The sequence below is a fragment of the Streptomyces sp. NPDC046805 genome (assembly GCF_040645355.1).
Classification (GTDB): Bacteria; Actinomycetota; Actinomycetes; order Streptomycetales; family Streptomycetaceae; genus Streptomyces.
On the sequence record NZ_JBEYYC010000001.1, the window covers coordinates 365,620 to 386,443 of the forward strand.

16 protein-coding genes and 2 pseudogenes are annotated in these 20,824 nt (G+C 67.1%); 6 read left to right on the forward strand and 12 right to left on the reverse strand.

What is annotated here, in order from left to right:
* Positions 1-321: 321 nt before the first annotated feature.
* Positions 322-1,107 (reverse strand): hypothetical protein, encoded by a 786-nt coding sequence (locus ABZ910_RS01845; protein ID WP_361357581.1) that lies wholly within the window; start codon positions 1,105-1,107, stop codon positions 322-324.
* 467 nt (positions 1,108-1,574) lie between these two features.
* Here ABZ910_RS01845 and ABZ910_RS01850 point away from each other — a divergent pair, with 467 nt between their 5' ends.
* Positions 1,575-2,231, forward strand: a complete 657-nt coding sequence (locus ABZ910_RS01850; protein ID WP_361357584.1) for a hypothetical protein — start codon at positions 1,575-1,577, stop codon at positions 2,229-2,231.
* 24 nt (positions 2,232-2,255) lie between these two features.
* Positions 2,256-3,242, forward strand: a complete 987-nt coding sequence (locus ABZ910_RS01855) for a DNA methyltransferase (protein ID WP_361357587.1) — start codon at positions 2,256-2,258, stop codon at positions 3,240-3,242.
* A 220-nt stretch (positions 3,243-3,462) separates the two neighbouring features.
* On the opposite strand, the gene ABZ910_RS01860 is transcribed toward ABZ910_RS01855, so the two are convergent.
* Both ABZ910_RS01860 and ABZ910_RS01865 read right to left on the reverse strand, forming a co-directional pair.
* Positions 3,463-4,191 carry a hypothetical protein gene (locus ABZ910_RS01860; RefSeq protein WP_361357590.1) on the reverse strand — a complete coding sequence of 243 codons (729 nt, stop codon included), beginning with the start codon at positions 4,189-4,191 and terminating at the stop codon, positions 3,463-3,465.
* 200 nt (positions 4,192-4,391) lie between these two features.
* A complete protein-coding gene (locus ABZ910_RS01865; protein ID WP_361357593.1) occupies positions 4,392-4,661 on the reverse strand; it encodes a hypothetical protein in 270 nt (89 codons plus the stop codon).
* 801 nt (positions 4,662-5,462) lie between these two features.
* On the opposite strand from ABZ910_RS01865, the gene ABZ910_RS01870 reads away from it, so the two are divergent.
* The 4 genes from ABZ910_RS01870 (at position 5,463) to ABZ910_RS01885 (ending at position 9,190) form a co-directional block, all read left to right on the forward strand.
* Positions 5,463-7,208: a recombinase family protein gene (locus ABZ910_RS01870; RefSeq protein ID WP_361357596.1), complete on the forward strand. Its 1,746-nt coding sequence runs from the start codon at positions 5,463-5,465 to the stop codon at positions 7,206-7,208.
* A gap of 513 nt (positions 7,209-7,721) precedes the next feature.
* The gene (locus ABZ910_RS01875; protein ID WP_361357598.1) at positions 7,722-8,246 is read left to right on the forward strand and encodes a sigma-70 family RNA polymerase sigma factor; all 525 of its coding nucleotides are present in this window, start codon (positions 7,722-7,724) and stop codon (positions 8,244-8,246) included.
* A 203-nt stretch (positions 8,247-8,449) separates the two neighbouring features.
* A complete protein-coding gene (locus tag ABZ910_RS01880; protein ID WP_361357601.1) occupies positions 8,450-8,932 on the forward strand; it encodes a hypothetical protein in 483 nt (160 codons plus the stop codon).
* A 90-nt stretch (positions 8,933-9,022) separates the two neighbouring features.
* Positions 9,023-9,190, forward strand: coding sequence for a hypothetical protein (locus tag ABZ910_RS01885; protein WP_361357604.1), 168 nt, complete (start codon positions 9,023-9,025; stop codon positions 9,188-9,190).
* Between the two features lie 145 nt (positions 9,191-9,335).
* Here the strand turns inward: ABZ910_RS01885 and ABZ910_RS01890 are convergent, their stop codons facing one another.
* The 9 genes and pseudogenes from ABZ910_RS01890 to ABZ910_RS01930 all read right to left on the reverse strand — a co-directional run bounded on the left by ABZ910_RS01890 (position 9,336) and on the right by ABZ910_RS01930 (position 20,747).
* The gene (locus ABZ910_RS01890) at positions 9,336-9,575 is read right to left on the reverse strand and encodes a hypothetical protein (protein ID WP_361357608.1); all 240 of its coding nucleotides are present in this window, start codon (positions 9,573-9,575) and stop codon (positions 9,336-9,338) included.
* 98 nt (positions 9,576-9,673) lie between these two features.
* Positions 9,674-9,939 (reverse strand): annotated as a pseudogene (locus tag ABZ910_RS01895) (integrase core domain-containing protein); the annotation flags it as partial.
* Positions 9,940-9,986: 47 nt separating this feature from the next.
* The gene (locus ABZ910_RS01900) at positions 9,987-11,186 is read right to left on the reverse strand and encodes an IS30 family transposase (RefSeq protein ID WP_361358107.1); all 1,200 of its coding nucleotides are present in this window, start codon (positions 11,184-11,186) and stop codon (positions 9,987-9,989) included.
* Positions 11,134-12,051, reverse strand: coding sequence for an IS3 family transposase (locus ABZ910_RS01905; RefSeq protein ID WP_361358110.1), 918 nt, complete (start codon positions 12,049-12,051; stop codon positions 11,134-11,136). Before ABZ910_RS01905 ends, ABZ910_RS01900 begins: the two co-directional genes overlap by 53 nt.
* Positions 12,052-12,302: 251 nt before the next feature.
* Positions 12,303-12,560, reverse strand: a pseudogene (locus tag ABZ910_RS01910) (IS3 family transposase); the annotation flags it as partial.
* Positions 12,561-12,690: 130 nt separating this feature from the next.
* A complete protein-coding gene (locus ABZ910_RS01915) occupies positions 12,691-15,219 on the reverse strand; it encodes a helicase C-terminal domain-containing protein (RefSeq protein WP_361357611.1) in 2,529 nt (842 codons plus the stop codon).
* A 263-nt stretch (positions 15,220-15,482) separates the two neighbouring features.
* Positions 15,483-19,223 (reverse strand): hypothetical protein, encoded by a 3,741-nt coding sequence (locus ABZ910_RS01920; protein ID WP_361357614.1) that lies wholly within the window; start codon positions 19,221-19,223, stop codon positions 15,483-15,485.
* 223 nt (positions 19,224-19,446) lie between these two features.
* Positions 19,447-19,749 (reverse strand): hypothetical protein, encoded by a 303-nt coding sequence (locus ABZ910_RS01925; RefSeq protein WP_361357617.1) that lies wholly within the window; start codon positions 19,747-19,749, stop codon positions 19,447-19,449.
* Between the two features lie 311 nt (positions 19,750-20,060).
* Entirely contained in the window at positions 20,061-20,747 is a 687-nt protein-coding gene (locus ABZ910_RS01930) for a DUF6308 family protein (protein WP_361357620.1), read from the reverse strand.
* Between the last annotated feature and the right edge of the window lie 77 nt (positions 20,748-20,824).

Here is a 20,824-nt window from a genome sequence, read left to right on the forward strand (position 1 = left end):
ACGAACGGCAGAACAGAAAGAGGGGCAGGAGACGGGGTCGCCCCAGGGTGTGTACGAGAAGCAGGCGCGGGGTGAGCAGAACCCTGGACCCGGGGCCGACCTCCTTGCGGGGGTTGCGGCGGGAGGGGTTTCTCGGGTGTCAGCACGAGACGGTCGTGCTCACCCCGCACCGTGTGGCGACCCGGCTCGGGGCATCGGCTGCGGCCCCGGACCAGAACGGACGGCCCGGTTCGAAGCTGGGCGAAGCCGTCGTCGTACGTGAATAGAGAGTCCGGTGGCGGGAATTGACATCCCGCCACCGAAGATCCCCCGGTCGGTGCCCTACAGCACCTGGAGTTGACGTCGCAGATGTGCGGCCAGGTGCTGTTCAGCGGCGCTGCGGTGCCGGTAGAGCTGACGCAAACTCACCCCGTGCTCGACCGCCAGGCGACTCATGCGTTCGCCGTCGAGGCGGGTACGGGCGATCAGCCGTGCCTCGGCCACGTCGACCACACCGGCCTGCACGGCGCGGGCCAGCACCGTCAGCTCGTCCACCGGCTCACCATGGGGCGCCTGCGTGGAGCACAGGCGGTCGAGGTGCGCTGCCACCTGGCCGGTTTCCCGGGTGGCGCGGCGGCGTGCGGCGTACACCAGCCGGTGCACGGCCCGGTCGGCCGCACTGAACAGATCCCTGTCCAGCCGCCCCGCGCCCGGGTCCACCGTGCGCAGTGCCGTGGCGACGGCGGCCAAGGCCTCCTGCTCGACCTCGGCACGCTCCAGGTGGGCGGGGCGGGCCAGCCGCGCGAGCATCCGGCGCAGGACCGGAACGGTCATGGCCACGGCGACCACGTCCCACGGTTCGCCCAGCTCGCGGGCGCGTCGGACCACCTCACGCCAGGTCTGCTCGCGCAGTTCGGCACGGGTGGAGGGGTGGGCGAGGTGGGTGCGAATCCGGTCGATCGGCCAGGCCGCGCGGTCGGGTTCGTCGCACACCAGGTGCGCGGGGAAGGTGAGCGGCTCCGCGCGGTGGGCGAGGGCGAGGAACGCCTGCTCCAGCTCCCCTAGCGGAGAACGAACGGTGCTCTGCGGATGGGTGCCGGGGCGGTGGGCTTGGTGACGGTGGTGCATGGCGCATCTCCCGTGACGGCGTGGACAACTTCTGCCGCCACCCCTCCCAGGGGTCCGTGTCACCGTCGGCCCACCTGCATGCCGGTGCCGCGTCACCGCCGGTCGAATGGTTCGGCATGTGCGATGGACCGGCTCTGGTCCGCCCTGGATGGACTCAAGTGACGTCTCGGGCGGAGCAAAGCGAATCGAACACAGAATTTCTCGACCTCGATCTGAGCCCCCGTCGTGCGGCTGGTCTCGATGGTTCGGTGGTGGCTCGCAGGTGGCTCGCGACCGGCTCCCATACAAGATGACCTGCACACACGTGATGCACCGTGAGGAAGAGCAGGGGGCCACCAGGCGGGCGGAGCCACTGTCTGGGAGCTCGAACACGCACAAGGCGATGGCAAAGATCAGCCAGCGAGTTCCCTATTACTCACGTCAGCACGAGTACGGCCGGACCCTAGCTCCCGGGCGCCGCTCAGCCCATGTCGAACTCCACCGCTCCCCGCCCTCGTACGTCCCACCCGCTGCCGACGACCATCTGGCTCCCTTGCCCGGACGAGCCCAACGCCGCTCCCATCCCAGGCGCGGTACTGCCCGCCTGGGCCCTCGACAGGATCCGCACCGACTTCGTCGGAAGCCCCTACCACCGGCCCGCCCCGCTACTCAAGATCGCGATCCGGGACACCGCACCGGGCATGGACGCCCGCATCCCGACCACCCCCTTCACCGATCCGGCCAATGACGAGGACGGCGCGACAAAGCCCTCCATGCTCCTGGCCGAACTCCACCCCGACACCCTCCCCACTCCCAGCGACGACCTGCCGTCTGATGGAAGCGGGATGCCCGGGGCACTCGAGGACGGCTGGCCCGGCTTCTTCCACCGCGCCCACCGGCTCCTCCCCGCAGGCGGTCTTCTGCTGCTGGCCACCCGTCAGCGCCGGGACAACGGACGCCTCACCGACCCGCTCGGCATGCTGATCGCTTCCGCCCGCACCGCCGGCTTCCGCTACCTCCAGCACATCGTGGTCGCCTACGGCCACCCGGCCGGCGACCGCCTGGTACCCGCCCCTCCCGCAGACGCCTCCCGCGGCGTCGCGCACTGCGACCTGATCGCTCTGTCCGCGATCCGCCACGCATAGACCCAGGCAGGAGAAGACATCGCCATGCTCGTCCCCCTCTCGGTGTGGAACACCGCACCTACCTCCGCCCCGGCCCAGCGCAGGGGACGCTACGCGCCCGGATCGGCCGCCCACCCCGCCAAGATGCTCCCGCGGATCGCCGCCCACGCCATCTTCACCTACACCAGCCCCGGCGACCTGGTCCTCGACCCGATGTGCGGCATCGGCACCACGCTCGTCGAGGCCATCCACCTCGGTCGCAGCGCCCTCGGAGTCGAGTACGAACCGAAGTGGGCCAACCTCGCCCGCCTCAACGGCGCCTCCGCCACACACGAGGGCGGCACCGGCACCGGTACCGTGCACTGCGGCGACGCCCGGCGCCTCACGCAGCTCATCCCCGCCGAGCTCCACGGCGAGGTGGATCTTGTGGTCACCTCACCGCCGTACGGGAACTCCGTGCACGGACAGGTCCGCTCCACCCGGGAGACCGGCGAGCGTGGCGTCGTCAAGAAGGACTACCGCTACAGCCATGACCCCTCCAACCTCGCCCACGTCTCCACCGACCGGCTCCTGGATGCCTTCACTCAGATCCTCGCGCAGTGTCGGTTGATGCTGAGGCCTGGAGGCACCGCCGTTGTCACCACCCGCCCGTGGCGCGAACGCGGCGAACTCATCGATCTGCCCTCCGCCGTACTGGCTGCTGGCAAGGCCGCCGGCCTGATCCCCACTGAACGCTGCGTGGCCCTCCTCGCCGGCATCCGCGACAGCCAACTCATCGCTCGCCCCTCGTTCTTCCAGATGAAGAACGTCCGCGACGCTCGACGCCAGGGCATTCCTCTGTCGGTGGTCCAGCACGAAGACGTGCTCATCTTCACCAGACCCGTCACCCCGATCAGTTCCTGTGACGGTGCACAGGCGTTGAGCAGGCCACGGTGCGGACACCGAGCGACCCGGACTCACGCCACCGCAGGCGTTTGCCGTTCTCGTACCAGCAGGAGGGAAGACGGTCGTGGCGGCCACGGACTCTTCTGACGGGCAGGCCGTTACCGACGCCGTGTCCGTGGCTGACTTTTGACGTTCTGATACGGCCTCGTCCTCCGGCTTGAGGCGGCCGCACCTCGTTGCTGTCAGAGGCTTCGTTTCAGGCTTGCAGCAGCCCCTGCGCGCAGTGCGCGAACACTGACGAAGTGAGCCGCCGTGCCGATTCGTTGGCCTGGCCGGAACCGGCACGGCTCGCCTCACTGATGGATGACTATGCAGCCGATTCCGGGGCTGCCGCGCGGTAGGCGCGCGGGCGGTCGTTGACCTGTTCGGCGAGGCCCTGCTTGGCGAGGGTGGCGAGGGCGTTGGCGATGGCACCGGACGAGCGGTCGATCATGCGACTGATCCTGGTGGCGGTAAAGGCTTCCCTGGGGTGGGCGTTGAGGTGGTCGATGACTAGCTGGCGGAGGCCTCCGGGGGCAAGGCGTTTGTTTACGCGGGACACGGCGGTCGGGGAGGTGGGGCTGGGCTGCTCGGCGGTTCCGGTGTGTTGGGCGGGCAGGGGCGCGGTAGAGCCAGCCGGTTCCGACTCCGAGGCGTCGGAGTTCTCCTCGGGATCGTGTGCTGTGGGCTCGCCCGGCTCCATCATCGGGGAGGTGGTGCCCCCGCCCGGCTCGCTGGTGGGTGTAGTGCCGGAGATGGGCTTGGCCAGCTCCTCGCCGGTGGGTGCGCCGTCGGGCGTGAGATTGGTGTCGGTGTCGGTGGCGCGCCAGAGGTCGGGGCGGCGGTTGGGGCCGTTCTGGATCCCTCGGTCGCGGTGGGCGAGTCCTTGCTTCTCGAGGGCGACGAGGGCCTTGAAGGTGCTGGAGCGGGCAGTTGCGGCGGCTTGGGCGATGTCGTCGACGGTGACTGGTTCAGTGAAGGCGACCAGTTGGGTGTAGATGCTGATGACGGCGGGGGACAGACCTGTCAGCCGGTCGGCGATCGTGGTGTCGGACAAGGCGGGACCTCGCTTCGTGAAGGGAGTGAGGAGTGAGGCCCCCGGCCGGGGTGCGGTCCCGTGAGGGCCGCTGGTGCCGCCCGGCGCGTGCGCATCACGGTATTCCGGGCGAACGGGGCCGACGACGTGAGGATCGCGGTGGTCCGTGATCCGGCTCGGTGGTCGGCCTCGACCATGGACGCTCGGATCCGGGTATCAAGTCAAGCGCCGGTGAACCGATCGGTGTCGCCCCACATGGCCCAGCAGGTCCTCTCCCCGGCATCGAAGCAGCTGCGCCGTGAGGGCTCCGCCAACGGCCAACTCATGCCCCGCGTCCTCGAAGTCAACGCAAGCTCGGCAAACACCTGCGCGTCGAACCCGCCGCCCAGCTGTACGAGCACGGCCTGGTCCGCCACCTCGTCACCCACGTAGCCCTGGAGGACCAGATGATCACTGGTCGTCGGCATGGACAGCGCCGACTGCGTGGACACCGAGGTCCACGGACTGACCAACTCACCGCCCCCGACTAGCTCGCCGCCGCCGGACACATCCACGACGACCGCATCGGAGGACGCCGATGCCCGTATATAAAAGGTGACCCCAGACTTCCGAGTGATGGCAATGTCAACTTTCCACGTCGAGTTGATCTCCCGGTAGCCTCACTTACGGCACTGTCCGTCGCACCGATGGCGGCCATATTATCGATGCACGAACACCAGACCGCACAACACGTCAATACGATCCAGAGATTGGAGATTGCGGGATTACCTCTGGCTGGAGCGCGGAATTGTTTTCAGGGGAGTTCTTGCGGACCGTTGAGATGGGCGTGCCGCATGGAATTTCTACTACCTGGTCCCCATCAGGAATGGACTGGGCCCCGTAGTCACCGGAGCGGCCGTGAACAACCACTCGCCCCCTCGAATCGGCACGCCGGACGGCAGCCTGGACGACACGGCCGAGTTGGAGCCTCCATGGGGGGCACCAGACAGCGTGCCCGTGGAAAAGCTCTGCTCAATCGGCGGCCTGCAGGTGGTCGTTGAGTATGTCGCTGTCGCCGGCAAGGACGCTGAAGCACTGATATGCCGTCAGCAAGAGGCGACTCGCGAGGTGTTGGAGTGGCTGTACTGCCGCCACAGTGCTCCGCCGGAAGGTGAACGGCCCTAAGCCTCCATGCCACGGTGGGAGAGTGACATTACATGCCCGACACCCCGAGCCCGCCCTGGTTGTCCTGGGCGTCACCTGCATCCAGTCGCCCCGGGGCCGACGGCATCCCAGACGCCTCAGCGGCTCCCGTGACCGTCCCAGTAGCTTGGCTAGGCCGGACCTCCACGGAGGACGTTCAGGACCCCACACTGTCGCTGCCCCGGCAACTGCGCAACGCCAGAACCGCGCTGCCGCCCGGCTGGGTCATCGTTGCTCACTTCTACGATGTTGAGTCCGGCCGCAAGGGGCTGCATGAGCGAGGCGGTTCCCTGGCGCACCAGCAATTCAAGATCCCCATCTCGCGCGACGGGGGCCTGGCCGATCTCCTGGAAGAAGCCCAGCGCCCCGACCGTCGTTTCGCTGCCGTCATCTGCGAATCGATTGAACGCGTCGCCCGCCGCACCTATTTCGGTACGAAGATCGAATACGAGCTGGAGCAGGCTGGAGTCGCGCTGTGCGCCGCCGACGAACCGATCGTCAGCGGCCCGCGGGCAAAGCGGGCCACGCCCACGCTCACCCGTCGCGTGAAGCAGGCAGTCTCCGAGTGGTACGTGCTGCAGATGCTGGAATTGTCCTGGGACGGCTTCATCGAACACGTCGCACAGGGCTGGAACGTGGGCAAGCCTCCGTACGGATACCTGGCGGAGAAGGTACCCCACCCCGTCCCGGCTCGCCGGGCCGAAGGCCGTACCAAGCACCGGCTCATGCCCGACCCGCCGCGGGCCTCAGCGGTCACCTACATTTTCCAGCTTCGCGGGCTGGACAAGCTGGGCTACGACGCTATCGCTGACCGCCTGAACCTGGACCTCGTTGCCTACCCGCCTCCGGAGCCGACCCGCCCCGACGCGGCCCTGGGCCGCTGGAGCGGATCCGCCGTGCGAGAGATTCTGCGCAACCCCAAGTACACGGGCTACCAAGTCTGGAACCGCCGAGCGACGAAGAAAGGCGGCCGCAACAACGATCCGAAGGACTGGGTGTGGTCCCCGCGGCCCACCCATGAGCCCCTTGTCACCAAGGAACTGTTCGGCACCGTCTCCACCGTCGGCCGCAAGCGCCAGGGATCCCGCAGCACGCACGGAGCGAACGCCCATCCAGCCACCCAACGCTCATACGTCCTGCGGTCGTACGTCACCTGCGACATCTGTGACCGCCGCATGTTCGGCAAGACCCGCCACCAGATCGCGTACTACGCCTGCCAGCCCGACCCCAACGAACATCGTGACCTTCCGTGGTTTCCGGACCACCCCAAGAGCCTTTGGATCCGCGAAGAGATCCTGATCACCTCCATCTCCCGCTTCTTCGCTACCACAATCTTCGGACCCGATCGACGCAACCACCTCACAGCCGCACTCGAAGCAGCTCGCTTCGCGAACGACATCGACGACCGCATCACCAAGGAACGAGCCACAGTTGAGCGCACGATCAGCGCCGTAGGCCAGCGCCAAGCCCGCCTTATCCGCGCCCTCGCCGACGGCTTCGGCGGTGACGACGAGGCAGACGATCCCGCCCCGGATCAGGAGAAGCGGTTCCGTGACGCTATCCGCCGGGAGCACGCCACGCTGGACGCACAGCGCGAGCAACTCGCCGAGCAACTAGCTCACCTGCAAGCCCCGAAACAGGCAGCACGTCACGCCGACAGCGCAGCCCTGCTGAACGCGTTCTCGCGTGGCGACGTGGACCTTGCGCTGGTCCCGGAGGAACTCCAGCGGCGCCTCTATAGCGCCTTTGGGCTGGAGGTCCGCTACAGCCGACGCCGCGAAGAACTGGCCCTGCGGGTGATCAGGCCGGACTTCTTGGTCGACGAGCTGGTGCCCGTTCGCAAAATGGGACCATAGAACGGAAAATCAGATCGCTGGCGCAGTCATATCGCGTGACGCGGTCGGCCGGCTCACCATGTAGCAGGTCGACATGAGCGTCGGCGAGGGCGAAGCCCCGCGCGACCACGGTGGCACGCCGAGGTGGGCGTGAGCCGCAGGACCTCGGGTCGGCGATCGCCGGGCTGGTCCGTGCAGCCGAGCCTCCTTACCGTCAAGCGCCCCTGAATCGCAGGCGATTTGACATGCTTCACCCCTTCGAGTTGCGGCCCTGCCTGCGGCTAAACAACAGGCCAGTGTGGCCTTCGTCACGAGGAGGCAATGAATTGTCGGTGCCATGCCATAGTGGGCCACTAATCACCCCTGGTCAGTCCGCTTCCTTCTGGCGGAAGTCGTCACTCTGGGCACCTAGTTGATGCCTCAATGTAAAAATCGCCGGACGGCGCATGCGTGTTCGGGGCTTTTGGCCGGTTGAGTAGTTCACGCCCGGCGCACCTCCGCGCCGGGCGAACTGCCCCTCATCGAAGAGGACTGATGACCGAAGAAGTCGGCGAGGACGAAGGCCGTATCCCTGTGGCCGAAGCCCCTCTCCCGCTGCCCCTGGAGTTCGAGGCGCACTACATCCTGCACCAGGAAGCGTTCCACGACCTCGCCCTGGCTGTTCTGGGAACGAACGACGCGGCCGAACGCGCAGTCCACCGGGCCTTCCTGGAGATCCTGCGTCACTGGGACAAGCTGAAGGAGGAGAGCGAGGACCTGGACCAGGAGGTCTGGGCGATCGTGCGGCGCACCGTCATATCCGAAGAACTGCTGTCCCTGCGCGCGCAGATGACGGCCCTGGACAGTGGCTCCGGCTTGTACGCGGCGCTCGGCGCTCTCCCGCCGCGTCAGTTCGACGTCATGGTCCTGCGATACATCGGCCGACACGATACCAAGCACATCAGCTGGTACATGGGCCTGACGCCCAGCACCGTCGACTACCACTGCCGCAAGGCCAGGGAGCGGCTCTCCCCGATTTACCACAGGATGCTGAAGGCCCATCGGGAGGACAACGCGTGAACACATGGGAAGAACGTCTGGCCGGCGCCTCGACGTGCGAGCCACGCCGCCCCTTCGATGTGGCCACCGGCCTGCGCCGCCTGGCCCGGGACGCTGGGTACCTCTCGCCTCCGGCCGCGACACGGCCGGAGGACGCTGGGGCCCGACGCCGCCTAGAGGCCGTCACCGCCTGGGGCGTCACCCAAGCCGGTGCGGCTGCGCACATGAAGGACCTCACGGACATCATCGACGCCCCCAACCTCTCCTTCGTGGGATGGACCGATCTCGACATCGACGGGATCCACGTCTTCGCCTGTTCCCTCCGCCTGGCCGGCCATCCCGAAAGCGCCCGGTTCTGGTGGCAGTTCGCCGCAGGCGCCGGCCACGGCGTGGCGGCCTATTGCTTGCACCTTCAGCACCTCATCAGTGGGGAGCTGAGGGAAGCGGAGCTCTGGTGGGAGCAGGTCGGGGACATCCTGGCCGACAGGGACCGCATGGATCTGAACGCCGATGAACTGGCAAAGCTGATCGAAGTGCTGGGGAACTTCGTTGGCTACAGCGCGCGCATCGGTGCCCACCGGGCCGTTCCCATCGGTGGGCTGAAGGCGGAGGTCGACCGTCTGGCCGACGACCTGCACGACGACGGTCTGTTGTGCCGGCCCGACCGTCGTCTGGCAGACCGTCTGCGTGAACTCACCAGCCACTGACCGCAAACCGCCGCTGAAGGGAGCCCGCCCAGGGCGCCGTCCTTGCCCGGGAAGGCTCCCTTCGCTGTGTCCGCAGAAGGGACTCACCCTGTGACCACCCCCACACCATCCACCGGCCGACCACCCCGTCCTCGGCGCGCTCTACGGACCCGTACGCAGCGCCGCGCAGCCGCCGGGCACTTCGTCCGCGGCCTCGCCTACGGCACCGGGCTGGCCGCCACCAGTCTGCTCAGCTACTGGATAGAGAAGCATCTGTAAACCCCGCTGCCGAGCCGACCGATACGTCGCTCCGATGCCCGCGGCCTCCTGGAGACCGAGATTGTGCTTGATGATGGCGGACCGATCGAGGCGGATCTCCAGTTGGGGGGCATGTGCGCGGTTGCCACTTGTTCAAGAGAGGCCGTCATGCGTTCCATGCGCGAAGCCGTACCGCCAGCGCTGCTCGCCTGCCTGGTACTGGAGCCTGTTCATCCAGTTGGGTGATGCTGGTCGCCGCGGCCAGCATGCAGGATTCCGTCGCCGGCACCTGATCAACCAGGTGACCGCCGTGCACTCCTCGATCCGCAAGGTCTAGGAGGGCGGCTGCCACCAGCGCCTTGTCGAGCACGGCGCCCGTCTCGGCATTGACATGGAAATCGTCCAACGTGCCCTCAAGATAAGGGGTGCGTGCTGCGCCTACCCAAGCGCTGGAACGTGGAACGCCAACGGGGTAGCTGAACCGCTCCGGGTTCGGTAGAGATCTCAGATGTTCGTTGTGACCTGGGGTTTCGTGGTTGTGAGGTAGTGGTTGTTCTCGTATTCGACGGGCGGGACGTGGCCTATCTCACCGTGGAGGCGTCGATGGTTGTACCAGTCGACGTGTCGGCGGTGGCGAGCTCTACGTCGGACAGCGTCTTCCATGGCCGTCGGGGCTTGATCAGCTCGGTCTTGAAGAGGCCGATCGTGCTCTCCATCAGGGCATTGTCGTAGGCGTCGCCGACCGAGCCGATCGAGGCGGCGATGCCGGCCGCGTCCAGGTGCTCGGCGAGCCGGAAAACTCGTGTACTGCCCAGATTCAACCGGTCGTTGCAACACCGGCCTGTTGGAGCAACAGTAGCTGCTCGTTGAACACCTCGGCCGGCGTCCTCCAGCCGAGCGTCTTGCGGGGACGGGAGTTGAGGGCATGAGCGACGGCCTCGATCTCCTTGGCGGACCACCTCGAGAGATCGGTGCCCTTTGGGAAGTACTGTCGCAGGAGTCCGTTGGTGTTCTCGTTCGTGCCGCGCTGCCATGGGCTGTGAGGATCGGCGAAGAACACGGGAATGCCGGTCTCGACTTTGAATTGCGCGTGCGCCGACATCTCCTTTCCTCGATCCCATGTCAGCAACCTTGCCAGCTGACCGGGCAGTGTCGACATCGTATTGGCGAGTGCGTTCTTCATCGTGGTCGCCCCGTAACCGGCCAGCGCAGGACCATTCTTGACCGTGTGTTTGTGCCGGTAGCCTTCCTCGCGCGGCAGGTGAATCAACATCGTGAATCGAGTTGACCGCTCGACGACCGTGCCGATCGCGGAACGCTCCAGCCCGATGATCAGGTCCCCTTCCCAGTGGCCGGGAACGGCACGGTCCTCGGCCTCGGCAGGCCGTTCGCTGATCAACGCTTCGGGTGTCACGTGTGCCCAGGTCTTGCGACGCGAACGAGCACGCGGGGCGCGCAGCGCGCGGCCCGTGCGAAGGCACAAGATCAGCTCACGCTTGAGCGCCCCGCGGCCCTGGATGTAGAGCGCCTGGTAGATCGCCTCGTGGCTGATGCGCATGGACTCATCATCCGGGAAATCAAGCTTGATCCGGTTCGCGATCTGCTCCGGACTCCATGCCTGAACCCACGCGCGGTCCTTGCGGTGCGGCTTGTTCCGTCCCGTCCACTCACCCGTCGCCGGCCCTGCGATCGCCTTGCCACCGGGCGTGCTGATCTGTCCGGACAGTCGCTCCTGGACGTACGCGTGCAACCGAGGATTGGCGACCAGCTTTGCCGTTTTCGGACGGCGCGCGGCCATATCCGATTTCCACTGTGCAACCGATGCCCGGTAGTCGAGCTTCCCGCCCCTGGTGGCCGCGTTGCGCCGCAGCTCACGGGAAATCGTCCCCGGATCACGGCCGACTTCCCGAGCGATTTCGCGTACGCCCTTGCCCTGGGCTTTCAGGAGCGCGATCTCCTCCCGCTCACGAAACGACAGGTACCTGCCCGAATGGGGCTTCGGATCGAACGGTCGCATGCCGCCACACTGTCGATACCAACGCGTGGCCACCGCCGGCGCCACGCCGATAACCCCGGCCGCTTCCTCGGCGAGAAGACCCTTGGCGATCTCGTCCCAGAACGCCGCTTCCACGTGACGCTGGTACTTCGGATGCCCCGGGGACCTCAACTTTGGCCGCACCGCGCGATCGGCTGCCTGCTGACGACGAACCATCCAACACCTCGCTGGTCACGAGGTGTTGCGACGACCGGTTGAATCCGCCCTGCGACCCGGCATCCGAGTGATGGATCAACTCACCCGGCTGGACAGGGTGTTGGTCACGGTCGCGTTGCCAGATCGCCATCTCCAGGGCGTCCAGCACGAAGACCGTTTCCTTGACGGTAGCCGCGGACCAGCCGACGATCCGGCGAGAGAAGGTGTCCACGACGAACGCGACGTAGACCACGCCGGACCAGGTCTTCACGTAGGTGAAGTCCGCGACCCAGCAGCGGTTCGGGGCGCCGGCGACGAAGTCGCGGTCCACCAGGTCCGGGGCTCGCTCGACCTGCCCGCCGGGAAGCGTGGTGATCACGCGTTTACCGCGGACCGCTCCGGCGATACCGAGCTCGCGCATCAGGCGTTCGATAGTGCAACGGGCCACGTCGTGGCCCTGCCGGTTCAGCTCGCGCCAGATCTTCCTCGCCCCGTAGACACGGTAGTTGGCCTCGAAGACCTCGCTGATCCGCTCCTTCAGCCCGGAGTCCCGCACGGTCCTGGCGGACGGCGTGGTCCGGCGTTTGTGGTGGGCGTAGTAGGTGGAAGGGGCGATCTTGCAGTCGTGCATCGTCAGCACGCGGCAGATCGGCTCGACACCGCCGAAGCGGTCCCGGTGCTCGTCGACGATAGCTACGAGCGTGCCTGTGGCCGGTCGAGCTCGGCGATGCTCCTATCAAGCCACACCGCACCGGACGGCCTGCAACCGGCGGGCGGCAGATCGCCGACAAGTCACCGCCTCGCGGGGCAGCGAAGAAACGAGCCAACCCACCGATCGACAGGATCCTGCCACCGGAAGACGGCACATCAAGGGTAAGCCACCAAAGACGACTTTGGCCCACGTCCACCCGCCGATCGCCAACAGCCTGACATTGACGCGAAGAAAGACGCCGCAGCTTTGAGGATCTCGTTGGCCCGCTTCAGCTCGGCCGACTCCTCAGTGGTCACGCCGGGCCGCACGCCGGCGTCGACCTGGTCCTGCCGCACCCACTTGCGCAGCGTCTCGGTCGTACCGATGCCCAGTTTCTGGGCCACCGCTTTCATCGCGGACCACTGGGTGTCGTACTCCGGCCGCACCTCGGCGCCCATCCGCACCGCACGACGGTGCAGCTCAAGCGGGTACTGGGAAGGACGTGCCATGACTCGATCCTCTCAAATGATCGAGTCCCTACGGAACCCGGAGCGGTTCAAGCTGAAGCTCCACCGGCGCCTGGCGGGTGAGTAGTGGTGCCTCACCCGCCAGGTTTTTCGCACCTTGGTATTGCTTCGCCTACTTACTCGTTGATGCCTGTGCAGTATCCGAGTAGGTCTCGAACAATTGGCCTGCCGTCAGCTTTCCTTGCGCGAGTTGTATAGCAACAGCTTGTTCGTCCATCCAGCGGCCGGCCCCGTCAGCGAGCGCGACAGCATACTGAATGGCCGCCTGCTTGAGGAGGCTAAACTTCTCCGGGGTCACCACGCGCATGCCAGGGACGGGCGTTCCCTTTGCGCTGCAGATTCGGCTCGGGTGTACCATCACGGGCAACGCCTGCACTGCGGCGTCTTGCTTGTTCTGCCAGCGGACGCTGCCGCCAAGTTGATCCAGATCCTTTTTTGCGATCGTGTCCGTGGTGCACCCGGTCTTGAGCTCGGTCACGGCGTAGCGGGCACTGGACAGTGCCCACAGATTGTCCGGGCCCGTGCCATATAGCTTTTCTGGACGGGTACTGACGAAGCCGAGATGACGACCGAGTTGTTCCCACGCCCGCTCGGCATCGTCTGTGCGGTCCTCGTCTCCCCAGATGATCTCTTCGAGCAACGCCCTTACGCCCAGTACGAGTGAGATTCCGTCGCTGTACTGAGAGGCCAGGAACTCTGCTGCTGCTCGCGACTGCACTGCTGCGGCCTTGATCTGGGTAGGAGAGACGCCGGCCACGGGGCGAAGAACGAATGGGTTCTGGGCAATGGCGTCGTTGAGGACCCGCTGCGCTGTCGAGGCGTCGGTTAGATGCAGATAGGCCGCCTTCTGCTCGCGGAGCCAGCCTCGGAGGGCGTCGTCATCCACGTCGTTGATTGCCAACTGGATGCGGTCTGCTGCGGCTGAGCTCCGCCCCGTCGCGGCGAGGTCGAAGGCTTGACGCAGAGCGACCGCCTCAGGTCGGACGATCCCCGTCTCGGCGTACCGCACTTCCGCGAGCGCTCGACGGCTGCGTTCCATCCACTGGGGCATTGGGCCTAGACACGCTCGCAACGCTTGCCGGACCGCGGCAAGGCCCTCACCCTTGATCTGCTTGGCAATATCGCGGCTGAGCCTAAGTTGTGCCTGTGTGGCTGGTGAAAACAGGCTCAGGTGACGGGGATCGTGAGTTGCAACGCCGAGCCGCGTGCCCAGCAGCAACACGGCGCAGTAGTCTTCGCTGTCTCGTACCCCTCGACCCATGCCCTGCTCGATGCGTTGAACCTCGCGGGCGACGCGGCTTGGACTGTCGGCCAGGGCTATAGCCTCGCGGCGCTCTACAGCATCCATTGGGCGAGGGACCCCGTCCAGGATTAGCAGTCGGCAAGCGTCATGAGGCAGGTCGACGCCGTCATACTTATTCACGAGCACGACGAGACCTACGTGTTTGGCTTTGAGTTCCTTCACGCCCTCATCGAGCTGACTGACCCAATGCGTTTTGTCGGCGTAGTCCTTCCAAGCTTCGGCCGCCTTGTCGCTTGGGACGAGAACGATGACGTTGATCGGCTTTGCGTCAGGGATTCCGTCGCCATCCCGGTCGCCGTCTGCGAACTGACGCGCCATCATGCGCACAGCCGTGTCGTCCAGTTCAGGGTTGAGCGCGACGGGCGCCAGGATCATGCGGTCACCGAGGTCTGCTGCGCTTCCCGGTGTGATAGGCCGTGAAACGAGGGTGGGGTCAGCGTCCAAGTCAGTCACGAGTGTGCTGTCATCGGCCAGGGTCGCGGTCAGGTAGACGCGGCGCTTCGCACGGTTGAATGCGGGGATCTTGCTGATGGGTGGGCATGGCGGTCGTATCTCGAGAGCACGGCTGGTGACGGTGGCCGTGCACAGGTGTAGGACGTCAGCGATCAGCGGCCATACGAACTTGAAGCCTTCGTCGTATCGGTGAGGCAACAGCGCCTCGAGAACCCGTGCATGCTGATCTGCCCAACTCCAGAATGGGATACGGACGAGGGCTGTTGGATCCTTCGCTTGGATTTCTGCCCACGCGTTCGCCGATTGATCTTGCAGGTCAGTTGCGAAGATCGTCAGTAGCTTCTCGTACGCATCGTGATTGGACGGTACTCGGAGTCGAAACTGATCCTCCGTCGTTGAAAGGGCCGCGTGCGCATCGTCGACTACTACAGCGCCTAGATCGATGACTTCGCGATCATCGCCAACTACGCCGAAGACCGATTTGCCATTGATCAGTTTGTGGAAGTTGGTGACCAGGATGGCTTCTTGTGCGCGGAAGGCCGCGTCGAATGGATCGTCGACGGTCGCGAGACCAAGTCTGTCGGCTTCCTCTCGTACGCGCTTGACCAGATAGTTGTCGGGGGCCAAGTATGCGGCCTTCCCGATGCCCTCGTTGAGCGTGCTCTGCGCGATCAGGAGCCCTACGACGGTCTTGCCGCCCCCCGTGTTCTGCTTGATTACAACATCGCGGTCGTCTCTACGGCCATCGAACCACTTGTCGAGCACCTCGCCTTGCTCAAACCGCAGGTAAGGCCAAGGTCGATTGGGTAGCGCCGCGTAGATGTCACGCGGTCGAATGAGCGCATCTGAGTCACCGGTGCCAACCAGGCTCCAGTCAAGTGGCATTGCTACACCCCTCCCTGTGTGCGACGCCGCGCGACCTCCCCGTCACGTTGCGTCGCCCTATTTTCTACCTGATCGGGGAGGTGCGTGCCAGGTGAAACCTGGATTCTGCGAGGTGTCAGCGGGCGAGATGTAATGGGGCGAAGTAGCGACGCTCCTCTATCGCAGGTCTATCGCGATCAGTGCGCAATAACGACGAACAGCAGGACTTACAGGTCGTTCTCGGCTCCCCCGCTCCGCCACGCCAACCTCAACGTGCCCGGCCGCTAAAGCTTCCGCCTCTCTGGCCCGGTCGGCCGTGCGGACCTGGCCTGCACCCAGCCGGGCTCGGGGTCGTCTGCGCGGGTGAGGACCTCGGTGAGGTGGTCGACGGTGGTGTAGGGGACGCGGGGGTCGGCGAGGAAGGCTGCAGGCTCGATGGTGCGGGTGACCATCAATGGCAGGACACGCCAGGGCTGCTCGCCGTCGACGCCGCAGGCCGCTGCCGCGTGGGCGGCGTGGGCGGCAACGGTGGCGGCCTTGGCGAGCAGTTTGTCTCGGTAGCGGGCGGTGAACTTCTTTATGTGTTGCTGCAGGGCGTGCGAGGCGACGGCCCCGATGGGGTTTTTCGCCTCGATCACCCACAGGCGGCCTCGGTCCGAGTCGGCGACCAGCAGGTCGATCTCGCCTGCCAGGCCGGGGACACCGAGGTTGGCGGCGGCCTTCTCCAGAAGGCGGAAGCGGTGCGGCAGTTGTGCCCTATGGGCGGCGTCACGGACGTCCTGTTCCAGGCGCTGGTCGAGTTGTTGGCGGTGGCGGGAAAGGGCCTGCCGGACGGGGGCGGGCAGGTCAGGGTGGGGCAGGCGGCCCTCGTCGAGGTAGGCGGCGTAGGCCTCGCGGGAGGCGTGGGCGAGCCAGGGCAGGACGAGCAGCTGCTCGCCGTCGGTAATGAGGGGGTGAGTCAGGGGCGGGGTGCGGCGCTCGACTTCGGTGTAGGAGTGCTCGACGGTGCTAGCGGCGTTGCCGGGATGCAGGCGCAGGCGGTCGACGGCGGCATGAAGGTGGACGGTGGGAAGGCGGGACCATGCGGCGCTCTCGGCGATCAGGCTTTCAGTGGTCACCGCGGCGATGCCGCTGTCGCCGGTGGGCCAGTCCGCGGCGGTGGCGAGGACGGCACCGATCGCGTCCAGACCGCATCCCCAGTGCTCGATCAGAAGTCGGTCCGCCTCGGCGAGCTGGCTTCCCGCGGGGAGAGCCGCTGTGGTGAAGTCGGTGGGGGTACGGGCGGCCCCGCTGGCCAGGACGGCGGCCGCGTCGAGGGGTTCGGGCTCGGCGTCGATGGCGGCGGCGATCATCCGTTGCTGGCGGGCGTGGTGGTAGGCGTCGGCGTCGAAGCCGAGATACTCCCCGCTGGTGTCCTGGGCTGGTTCGGTGGTGGTGTCAGGGCCGGTGGTGAGGGTGAACAGGCCGCTGGAGTCGATGGTCAGGGCCACGTCGTGCAGGCGGCGAGACGCGGCGACCGCGGTGATACCGCTGTCGAGGACAAGTTCGGCGAGCGCGACCAGCTCGGCAACGGCCAGCGCGTCAACGGGCTGATCGCCGATGGGCGCCGTGACGAGGGCTTGCTGCAACAGCAACTGCAGCGCGGACGTGGCCATCGCGACGTCCCTGTACCGGCGCCCGGCTTCTGCGGTCCAGTTCTGTGCCCACGGTGCCGCGAGGTTGACCGCGGTCTCGGTGAGCGCCCGGGTGCGGTGGGACCACGCGGCGTTGAGATGCCGGGCAAGTTCGCCGAGCAGCGCCGGCTGGTGACCGCTGATCTGGTCGGCGAGGGCGTTCTCCAGAGCATGCAGGAGCTGCTCGGCGGGCCCGCCGGGGCAGCAGGCATCGCCTCCGCGCCAGCTGCCGGCCGGCACGCGGGCGCGGCGGAGGGCCGCGGCCGCGGTGCGCAGAGCGCGGGCGTGCAGGTGCGGGGTGCGCGGCACCGTGTAGGCGGGGGCGGTGGGGGGCCAGAAGTGGGTGATGCCGGTCAGGCGCAGGAGGGGATGGGCGGTGCTCCAGGCGGTGGTGAAGGTGTCGGCGTCTGTGCCGGGCCCGGCGGCGCGGCTGGCGCGGACTTGGGTGATGAGCTCGTGGACGAGTCGGCCAAGTATGCGGTGTCCCTTCTGGCCGTCTCCGGCGAAGGCAGCCAGCAGCAGCGGGTCGACGACGATGCCGATGCGCGCTGCGGCGGGGTCAGCGCCGGCGCGCAGGAGAAGCCGCTCCCCTACGGCGGCGTCGTTCACGCCGTCCGGTGCTCCAGGGGGAAGTTGGTAGGGCTCCTCGGAGACGGTCACTTCCACGATGAGGGGCGCACTGTCGGGGAGCGTCGCGTGCGCGGTGACCGGTCCGAGGGTGGTCAGGGTGGTGCGCAGGGAGTCGGCGAGGCTGGCCATGCCGCTCGCGTCGAGTGGGGCGCCGGGGCGCTGGGAGGGGACGGCGACGATGACCAGCCGGGGGACGGTGGCCGTGCGGATCAGGAGGGATCCGTCGACGGTGTGGTGCTCGAGGTCGGTGTAGTCGCCGGCGCTGCCGGGGTCCGGCGGAGTGTGTCGGGCGCGCGCGAAGTCCCGCACGCTGGGCAGGCCGGCGGCGCTCAGGAGGTGGTCGGTCTCGGCGTGCGCGGCGGCGCGTTCCCAGACCTCGTCGTGGTCGGCGGCGGAGACGATTACGATGCCCTGGCGGTCGGGGCCGGGGAGTAGCAGGGTGGCGTTGCGGTGCCATTGCGACCACGCGTCGAGCGCGTCTTCGTAGGCCACTCCGCGGGCACTGGGGTGTTCGGTGAGTTCGAGGACGAACAGTGCCAGCAGCGTCGCGTCGCCGGCGCAGAGGTGAAGGATCTCGGCGAGCTCCTCGACGTGGAGGAAGGCCGTGTCGCGGATCAGTTCGGGTCCCAGGAAGCGGGGTCCGCCGTAGACGACTAGGCGGCCGCGGCCCGGTGGTGTCTCGGAGAGGGCGGCGCGGCCTTCTTCCACGCGTGTGCCGAGGGTGCCTTCGGCGATTGAGCTGACGACGGCGATGTCGTAGCGGTGGGTGGGGGACGACAGGCGGCACACCGGTTCGGGGTGGGCGGGGATGTGGCTTAGGCCGAGGAGCTGGGCGAGCCGGGTGACGGTCGCCTCCTGCAACCGTGCCTCCGCGGCGGGCAGTTCGTTGGGGGGCAGTGTGTCGAGGAGGCGGGCGGCGGCAGGGGCGATGGCGTCGGTTGCCGCGCCAGCGGGGACGGGCAGGCGCCGGCCGTGCGCGGTGATGGCCAGGGCGGGTCCGAGCAGTGGGGTGTTGGGGTGGTAGCGCAGCGGCAGGGCTTTGACCGGGTGGGTCAGCCAGGCGAGGGCACGTCCGGCGCGCTCCGGATGCCGACAGGCGGGGAGGAGGCCGGCGGGGTCGGCGGTCGCGATCACAGTGGCGGCGTCGACTTCGGCCGGGGTGAGGTGGCAGGTGACCTGCTCGTCGGTGTCTTCGGTGAGGGGGTCGGGCCATGCGGGGGTGAGCGCGGTCAGGGCCCGGTCGGTGATGCGCAGGGCTAGCTCGAGGACATCGCCGATCCCGAATCCGGCGGCCGCGCAGAGGGTTTCGTCGGTGGCGAGGGCCGTGAGCTGCAGGGTGCGCAGGACGAGCAGGGGGTGGGCGAGCTGTCCAGGATGGACAAGCAGCCCCTCGTCCGCGAGTTGATGGCTTACGCCGGCGCGCAGGTTGCTGGGGTGGCGGCCGGTGAGGATGCCGCGTCCCGGGGCGGCGTCCGTGACGGCCTTCACCAGACAGGGCAGGTCTTCGGCGCCAGCGGGCGTGCCGAACCGGCGTGTGGTGCGCAGGACGCGGGTGAGCACCAGCAGCAGGTGGTCGTGTAGGCGCTGGCAGTCGGGCGAGGTGAGTGCGGCCTGGAGCAGCACGATCAGGGATTCGGTGGAGTACGGGGCCAGGGCGCGGTCGAGTGCCTTCCATTCCACGCGGCGGTGTGCGGCGGAGGTGACCGGGGGATTGGCGGGCATGGTGCGCTTCCTGCTCTGCTGTGTGGCTGAACTGACGGGACAGCTTCGCAGGCGGTCTGCACGGCATGGGGCGGGTTTGACCGATCGCCGCCGGTATGCTGCGTAGGAGGTTAGGCGCATGCGGCTTCGACTGGCGGGGCTGGCTGGTGGGGCATTGGCGCGGGTGCTGATCCGGGTTCCAGGAAGGCGGGACGGTGGGGGCGATGAGATCCCAGCCGCGCCATCACTCATCGAGTTCGCCCGTGACCGGGTCGACGACGCCCTCGGGGACGAGGACCGGACGCGGTGCGAGGGGACGGCGACGGCGGCGTTCGGCGAGGTAGCGCAGGTAGTTGGCGCGTTCGCGGGCCTTGCTAGCCGATGGCGCCGCTGTCCCAAGCAGGCGGTCGGCGACGATCCGTCCGTGTCCGGACACGAAGGCCAGAGCGCCGAGCAGTTGCCAGGCTTGCGACGTGTTGGGGTCCTGGTGGTCCTCGGTCGATACTCGGCCGTAGAACGCGAATCGCTGGCCACTGGCGGGTGGCATGCTGGCGGGGGAGGGACAGGGAGTCCAACTGCTGGCCCAGTCCGCTACAAGAGCCTAGGCCGCAGCGGAATCACGGGTATGCCCGATCGGCTGGTGCAACGCTGTCATCATCGGCGCCTCCGTACAGCCGTCGTGCCCGGCCATACCGTGGACATGCCCGTACCGGGGGACCGGCCGCGCCCAGGTGCAGCATGTTGACCCGAACGAGTGAAGATCAGTGTGTGCCGCGGTGCGCGCCCGAGGTTCTGAGAGGGACGTGGATCACCGGTCTCACGGATCCGCTGTGCGACTGGACCGGACGGCCTGACGGCTCAGCTCGTCGGTTCCTGACCCCGTGGTCCTTGGTGCATCCAGGCGATGACGTCGAATACGCGCAGGATGCTGATGTCTTCCCCGATGCCGGCCTTGTGGCGGAGACGGACCAACTGATCGCGAAGGGCGCCGTTGTCGCTTCGGAGTGCTGCTGTCAGCGCCGCCCAGAAGGAGTGATCCGTCTTCGGGCGCTGGAAGAGTTGCTTGACGCGAGTGTCGTAGACGGGGATCAGGTGGGGCCGCTTGCGGGCCAGGAGTTTGCCCGCGATCACTGGGCCGCTGCCGTCGGGCTTCCTCTGGTATTTCGTTGTTCTGTCGGCCAGCCGTTCCCACAACTCCCACGCAGGGCCGTCCTTTGCCATGAGCGAATCGCTTGCAGGATCTTCCAGGCGGGCGACGTGAGGGATCAGTGACAGCAGGCGCGCCCACTGCCCGTCGGGGTCACTCAGCAAGTTGATCGCCCCATGAGGCTTGAGCGAGACTCCGAGCATGGTGATGGCGATCAAGTCGTTGCTGTCGAAGCGGTTCGCAGCGTGCTCGGCGTCACCACCACCGCCCAGGCGCTCGAAGTGCGCGCCAGAGTAAAAGAAGTCGCCGCTCGAGCGTCGGCGAGTGAAGTACTCGACCAGCAGGTGCACTGCCTTCTCGTCGTCCCGATAAATAGCCGGGATCTTCAGTCCGATCACCGCGAAGCCCCCAAGTCGCCTTGCTGCTGGTGACTCACGCGGTGCACGGTACACCGTCTGGACCGCGTGCCTGCCCG